General features: G+C 75.1%; 2 protein-coding genes. Both read left to right on the plus strand.

Going from position 1 to position 2,840, the window contains the following annotated elements:
* Positions 1-942, plus strand: a 942-nt coding sequence (locus ABT232_RS38270) for a phosphopantetheine-binding protein (RefSeq protein ID WP_351849405.1), incomplete at its 5' end; no start/stop codon positions are given.
* Positions 943-1,029: 87 nt separating this feature from the next.
* Positions 1,030-2,840 (plus strand): type I polyketide synthase (locus tag ABT232_RS38275; protein WP_351849407.1); only part of this gene is annotated, 1,811 nt, incomplete at its 3' end.

Consider the following 2,840-nt stretch of genomic DNA (forward strand, 5'->3'; position numbering starts at 1 on the left):
GTGCGTCAGGTGCGTGAGGCCGTCCGGTACGCCGACGCGGTCACCGCCATGGAGGAGCAGGGCGTCCGCACCTACGTCGAGATCGGCCCCGACGGGGCGCTGGCCGCGCTCGCCGCGCAGTCCGTCCGCGACGCCGACGCCACCGTCGCCACGGCCTCCGTCCGCACCGGCACACCCGAACCGCAGTCCCTGGTCCGGGCCCTCGGCCTGCTGCACGCCCGTGGCACGCGCGTGGACTGGGAGGCGTTCTTCGCCGGTTCCGGCGCCCGGCGCGTCGCCCTGCCCACCTACGCCTTCCAGCACCGCCGCTACTGGCTGGACCAGCTCCCGCCCGCCGGCGGCGACCCGGCCCGGCAGCCCGTCCAGCGGGCGGCGGAACCGGAGGCGGCGGAGCCCGAGGTGGTGCCGCTGCCCGAGCGGCTCGCCGAACTGGCGGTCGCCCAGCGCGAACAGTACGTGCTCCAGATCGTCACCAACCTCGTCGCGACCGTCCTCAAGCACGGCGACCCGTCCGGCATCGCCCCCGACCGGCCCTTCCAGGACCTCGGGTTCGACTCCCTCACCGGCGTCGAACTGCGCAACCGGCTGGCCAAGGCGACCGGTCTGACCCTGCCCGCCACCGTGGTCTTCGACCACCCCAACCCGGGCGCCCTCGCCGCCTTCGTGCTGAACGCGGCCGGCCCCGCGCCCGACGCGCCGTCCCGCGCCGTACGGGACGGGCTGGACCGGCTGGAGGCCTCGCTCGACGCGCTGCCCGCCGACGGCGAGGCCCGCGCCGAGGCCGAGGCCCGGCTGCGCGGGCTGCTGGAGCGGCTGTCCGGCGGCACGCCCGCCGCCGACCCGGCGTCCGGCGACCCGGCCGTGCAGGAGCTGATCGCGTCCGCCTCCGCCGACGAGATCTTCGACTTCATCGACACCCAGCTCGGCCGGGCGGCGGACTGACCCGGTGCGGGGCCGCCCGCCGCGGGCGGCCCCGCACCGCCGTCGCACCTGTCCTGGCCCGGCGTTCAAGGAGAGGCTTTCCCTCGCATGTCCGCACAGCAGCCCACCCAGCCCGCCCCGTCCGCGCAGACCAAGGAACAGAAGCTCGTCGACTACCTGAAGTGGGTGACCGCGGACCTGCAGAAGGCACGCGAGCGCATCGCCGAACTGGAGTCCGCGGCCGAGGAACCCATCGCCATCGTCGGCATGGCCTGCCGGTTCCCGGGCGGTGTGAGCAGCCCCGACGACCTGTGGCGCCTTGTCGCCGACGGCCGGGACGCGATCAGCCCGTTCCCCGCCGACCGCGGCTGGGACCTGGACGCCCTGTACAGCCCCGACGCGGACGACCTCGGGACCTCGTACACCCGGGAGGCCGGGTTCCTCGACGGGGCCGCGCTCTTCGATGCCGACTTCTTCGGGATCTCCCCGCGGGAGGCGCTGGCGATGGACCCGCAGCAGCGGGTGCTGCTGGAGACCGCCTGGGAGGCCCTGGAGGACGCCGGTATCGACCCGGCCTCGCTGCGCGGCTCGCGCACCGGCGTGTTCGCCGGCGTGGTCGAGCAGAGCTACCTCGGTCTGGAGGGCCCCGCCGAGCTGGAGGGCTACCTGATGACCGGGAAGCTCAGCAGCGTCGCCTCCGGCCGGATCGCCTATGCCCTCGGCCTGGAGGGGCCCGCGCTGTCCGTCGACACCGCCTGCTCCTCCTCCCTGGTCGCCCTGCACCTGGCCGTCGAGTCCGTCCGCACCGGCGAGTCCGCGCTCGCCCTGGCCGGCGGCGCCACCATCACCGCCACACCGGGCGGCTTCGTCGACTTCAGCCGCCAGCGCGGCCTGGCCCCCGACGGCCGGATCAAGTCCTTCGCCGCCGCCGCCGACGGCACCTCCTGGTCGGAGGGCGTCGGACTGCTCGTGGTGGAGCGGCTGTCGGACGCCCGCCGCAACGGCCACCGCGTCCTCGCCGTGGTCCGCGGCAGCGCGGTGAACCAGGACGGTGCGAGTAACGGTCTGACCGCGCCGAACGGTCCTTCGCAGGAGCGGGTGATCCGGCAGGCGCTGACCGACGCGCGGCTGGCGCCGGCCGACGTGGACGTCGTCGAGGCGCACGGCACCGGCACCCGGCTCGGCGACCCGATCGAGGCCCAGGCGCTCCTCGCCACCTATGGCCAGAACCGTGAAGACCCGCTGTACCTGGGCTCGTTGAAGTCGAACATCGGCCACACCGTCGCCGCCGCCGGCGTCGGCGGCGTGATCAAGATGGTGCAGGCGATGCGGCACGGGCTGCTGCCCCGCACCCTGCACGTGGACGAGCCGACGCCGATGGTCGACTGGGAGGCGGGCGCCGTCGAACTGCTCACCGAGCAGCGGCGGTGGCCCGACCGCGGCCGGCCGCGCCGGGCGGCGGTCTCCGCGTTCGGCGTCAGCGGCACCAACGCCCACGTCATCCTCGAAGCGCCCGAGGACGAGCCGGCGGCCCCGGAGGAGCCGGGAACGCCGCCGCCCGCCGTGCCGTGGTTCGTCTCCGCCCGCGACGAGCAGGCTCTCGCCGCCCAGGCGGAACGGCTGCTCGACCACCTGTCCGAAAACCCCGCTCTGACCGCCGCCGACCTCGGCTACTCCCTGGCGACCACCCGCACTCTGCACGACCACCGGATCGCCCTGACCGGCACCGGCCGCGACGAACTGGAGGCCGCCCTGCGGGAGCTGGCCGCCGACCCGTCCCGCGCGGCCGGCTCACCCGCGCCGACCACCGGCGCCCTGGGTTTGGTGTTCTCGGGTCAGGGTGCGCAGCGGGTGGGGATGGGGCGTGAGCTGGCTGCTTCGTATCCGGTGTTCGCTGCCGCGTTGGACGAGGTGTGCGG

Source organism: Streptomyces sp. NPDC001532, from assembly GCF_040298625.1.
Lineage (GTDB): Bacteria > Actinomycetota > Actinomycetes > Streptomycetales > Streptomycetaceae > Streptomyces.